The sequence below is a fragment of the Rhodopirellula sp. UBA1907 genome (genome assembly GCF_002337565.1).
Classification (GTDB): Bacteria; Planctomycetota; Planctomycetia; order Pirellulales; family Pirellulaceae; genus Rhodopirellula; species Rhodopirellula europaea.
In genome coordinates, this window is record NZ_DDGH01000041.1 from 1 (window position 1) to 4213 (window position 4213).

Sequence of the window (4213 nt, forward strand, 5' to 3'; positions counted from 1 at the left end):
ACTTTGTACGGTTTGCCCTGAGAGCTCAGACGCTCGGAAAAGGCTCTGATCGTCGGGTTGAATCGCATCGCCGTTAAGGTCGCCATGTAGAGCGTATTGCGAACACTTTTTCGTCCCCCATAGATCATCTGTTTGCCTCGCATCGTGCCGCTCTCACAATTGAACGGCGCTACACCAACTAAAGCAGAGATCTGTTGTCGATTCAGATCACCAAGCTCGGGCAACTCAGCGATCAGCGTTGTTGAGGTCACTTCACCGATGCCCGGAGCGGTCTTCAGTAGTTCCGCGCGGCCTTTCCATTGGTCGTCGGATTGAACAAGCTTGCGAATCTCCTCATCGATCCGGCGAATGTCTTTGCGAAGGTGATCCAACGTGCGAGCGATGCTTTTGGCAACGGCCTTGGAATCAGCCTGTTGCTGACGATTCTTTTCTGAAGTACGCAACCCAACGAGCTGTCGACGTCGAGCGACCAACTGATCGAGTTCGCCCTGTTTTTCGTGGGTTTTCACGTAAGCACGTGGACGCACTTGCTGGCCAAATCTCGCAATGACTCTGGCATCGATTTTGTCCGTCTTGGCGAGAATCCCCAGGGCTTTGGCGAAGTCTCGAACTTGTCTTGGGTTGACGACGCTGACGATGTGTCCCGCCTCCACCAATTCGATGACCAGCGCTTTTTCGTAGCCCCCGGTGGCCTCGACGACGACGAGCGCCGACTTTGGCCTCGGCAGCTCTTTGATCATCGCTTTGATAGCGGAAGGCTCATTGGCAACTTTGAGGACCGGGCCATCGATTGCTTTGGCAATGTCGAGTTTAGCTTTGGCAACATCGATTCCGATGAAGTGTTCGAAGTTCATTTTAGAAGTATCCCTTCCTTGCAAATGCGAGCTCGTCGCCTTCGGGGGCCGACGGCTCTGGCGGCTGTTCGGGCTTTTATCTAAAGGCCGACGACGATCCCGCTCCCCCGCGTTCTCGCTTGCTGCGGAACAGAGGGCTATCGATCTGTCGCCGACCGCCAGTGTTTTGGCCTCTTCGCTACGCTCCGAGGCCAAAACACTGGCATGATTTATTTGACCGGTAGATGGAGCATCTGCAACCATACAAGGAGACATTTTAATTCAATTGTGAATGGATGCATCATGGGACAAACGCAAAGTTCGACAACAAAGACCCGAGTGACACGACAACCGATCTCGGTTCGTGGATGCCGTGTTCACAATTTGCGTGATGTCGACGTCGACATCCCTCGCGGGGAATTGGTCGTGATTTGCGGGCTGTCCGGCAGTGGAAAGACGTCGTTGGCGCTTGACACGCTGTATGCCGAGGGGCAGCGAAGCTACATCGAGAGTTTTTCAGCGTACACGCGGCAGTATCTCAACCAGCTCGACAAACCGGATTGCGACAGCATTTCGGGGATTCCGCCCGCGATCGCGGTGACTCGGGCGTCGGCGGTGAAGACGAACCGCAGCACCGTGGCCACGTCGACCGAGATCGCCGAACACCTGCGACTGCTGTTCGCCCGTGCATCGGAATTGGTGTGCTACCAGTGTGGGCAGCCGGTCGTGATCGACAGCCCACAAAGTGTTGCGGCACAACTAAGTGATCCAGCAGCAAAGGTTCAGCGGGCGATCGTGGGTTTCGAACTCTGGTTGCCGAGTCGGAAATCCGCTTCGGAGATCTTGCAAGGCCTGCAACAGGAAGGTTTCGTGCGTTTGATTCTCAAGGGCGAAACGTTTCAGTTGTCCGACGAAGACCGCAGCAAGATGGCCAAGCGGATTGGATCGAAGGGAGTGACGGCGACGGTGGTCGTTGACCGGCTTTCCTCCTCGTCGGAAATGTCTCGCTGGACTGAGTCCTTGGAAACCGCGATGACCGAAGGCAACGGGCGTGCGGTCGTGTTGTTCCAGTCCGATGCGGAAGATCGGTTCGCCGGGTTGCCGACCCAATCGATCGATGGACGGGAGATGTTGCAACGAGTCGCCAGCGATCGGCATCGCTGCGGTCACTGCGACATTGAGTATCCCGATCCAGTCCCACGAGCATTCAACTTCAATCATCCGATGGGGGCGTGTCCGGAGTGTGAAGGGTTCGGTGATGTGATCGGAATCGACATGGACCGGATTGTTCCCGACAAGTCCAAGTCGATTCGCGAAGGTGCGATTGCTCCTTGGAATGCGCCTTCGTATCAGCATGAATTGGAAGAGTTGTTGGCGCTCGCGGATGATTACGATTTGCCGGTCGATGTTCCGTTTCCAAAATTGAAAAAGAAGCACCTGAAGCTGATTCACGAAGGCGTTCGCGAACGCAAGTTTGGTGGGCTGGATGGCTTTTTTGCTTGGTTGGATCGCAAGAAGTACAAGATGCACATTCGCGTGTTTGCATCGCGTTACCGAAGCTATCGGACTTGCCCGGCCTGCGGTGGCGATCGGTTGAAGCCTGAATCGTTGGCGTACAAAGTCGGTGGACGCAACATCTCTGAAATGCTGGCGATGCGGTGTGATGAGCTGGATCAATTTCTGACGGATTGGTTTGGCGACGATGCATCCAGCGATAACGAAGCGGACGTTTCGCATGACGATGCTGTTCGCGAAAAATTGGTTGGGTACCAGACGCAGGCGGAGTTGTTGATTGCGGATCAGCAGCGTCGGCACACGATCGCCAGCGAACCAGTCCGGCAAATTCGCGATCGGTTGCGTTACTTGGATCAAGTTGGGCTGGGGTACCTGCAGCTCAACCGCACGCTTCGCACGTTGTCCGGCGGTGAGACCCAGCGAATCGCGTTGACGTTGGCGCTGGGCAGCACGTTGGTTGGCATGTTGTATGTGCTCGATGAACCAACGGCTGGTTTGCATCCGGTCGATGTGGAGCAATTGGTCGACGCGATCACACAGCTTCGAGACCGTGGCAACACCGTCGTCGCGGTGGAGCACAACGACACCTTGATTCAACTCGCCGACCGCGTGATTGAGATCGGTCCTGGGGCGGGCGTTGGCGGCGGCTTGGTGACGTTTGAAGGCACGCCCAAACAGTTGATGAAGGCCAAAGATAGTTTGACGGGGCGGTATCTTGGCAAGAACCGAAAACAGTCCATTCAGTTGGATTTGACGGATGGCCGGGCATCGACAGGCTCGTTGGTTTTGAATGGAGCGAGCGGGCACAACCTTCGTGATATTGACGTGGAGTTTCCGCTTGGATGCATGACCGTCGTCACGGGACGATCGGGCAGCGGAAAGAGTTCGCTGATTCATGACACGTTGTTCGGCGCCGTGTCGATTCGGTTGGCTGAGCGTCGTGGCGAAGTGCCGTCCGCCGACATCGTCGCCAACACGCTTCCGTATCGAGTTTTGCGGGGCGAGCACGCGATTGACGATTGTTTATTGGTCGATCAGTCGCCGATCAGCCGCAGTCCTCGCAGTTGCCCGGTCACGTTTGCGAAAGCGTTTGATCCGATTCGGCAAGCTTTCGCGGGAACGGTCGACGCCAAGATTCGCAATTTCAAACCGGGGCACTTCAGTTTCAATTCGTCGGCGGGGCAATGTGCGGCGTGCGAGGGAGCGGGCGTGCAAACGATCGACATGCAGTTTCTCGCGGATGTCTCGATGCGATGTGGCGAGTGTCGGGGACGGCGATATCGCGACGAAGTATTGCAGGTTCGCTATCGAGATCGCACGATCGCGGACGTATTGGAGATGACCGTTCGCGAGGCCTCTGAGTTCTTTCGCGAAATGCCGAAGGTGCAGAACAAGCTCAAACGTTTGATCGACGTGGGGCTGGATTATGTCGCGTTGGGGCAACCGGCGACCACACTTTCCAGCGGTGAGGCCCAGCGATTGAAGTTGGCCGCGTTCCTGGCGGGATCGAGCAAGCGGCGGACGTTGTTCTTGATGGACGAGCCCACGACCGGACTGCATTTCGACGACATCACGCGACTGCTGAAGTGCTTCGACGCGTTGATCGACGAAGGGCACTCGTTGGTCGTGATCGAGCACCATCCGATGCTGATGGCCGCCGCGGATCAGATTATCGAAGTCGGTCCTGGTGCCGCAGAAGAGGGTGGGCAGATCGTGGCCAGTGGGACTCGTGATGAAGTCGCGTCGGTCAACGATAGTTTGACGGGACAGGTCTTGCGGCAGATGCTTTGACGAGCAATCAGAATAGAACGTTTGTCTCAAACGTTTGGAGGTCGTGCAATTTTGAAGTGCCGTGCTCGCAAGGT

General features: G+C 56.3%; 2 protein-coding genes. One reads left to right on the plus strand and one right to left on the minus strand.

Annotated elements, in window-relative coordinates; all coding sequences use genetic code 11:
- Nucleotides 1-854: IS110 family transposase (locus tag B2R17_RS09115; RefSeq protein ID WP_286763747.1), on the minus strand; the 854-nt coding region annotated here is incomplete at its 3' end.
- A gap of 282 nt (nucleotides 855-1136) precedes the next feature.
- Between B2R17_RS09115 and uvrA the strand changes: the two genes are divergently transcribed.
- Nucleotides 1137-4139 (plus strand): excinuclease ABC subunit UvrA, encoded by a 3003-nt coding sequence (gene uvrA, locus B2R17_RS09120; RefSeq protein ID WP_286763748.1) that lies wholly within the window; start codon nucleotides 1137-1139, stop codon nucleotides 4137-4139.
- Nucleotides 4140-4213: the final 74 nt, after the last annotated feature.

Bases quoted from the DNA above. Each gene is read 5' to 3' on its own strand.
- uvrA (WP_286763748.1), top strand. From the start codon at position 1,137: ATGGGACAAACGCAAAGTTCGACAACAAAGACCCGAGTGACACGACAA.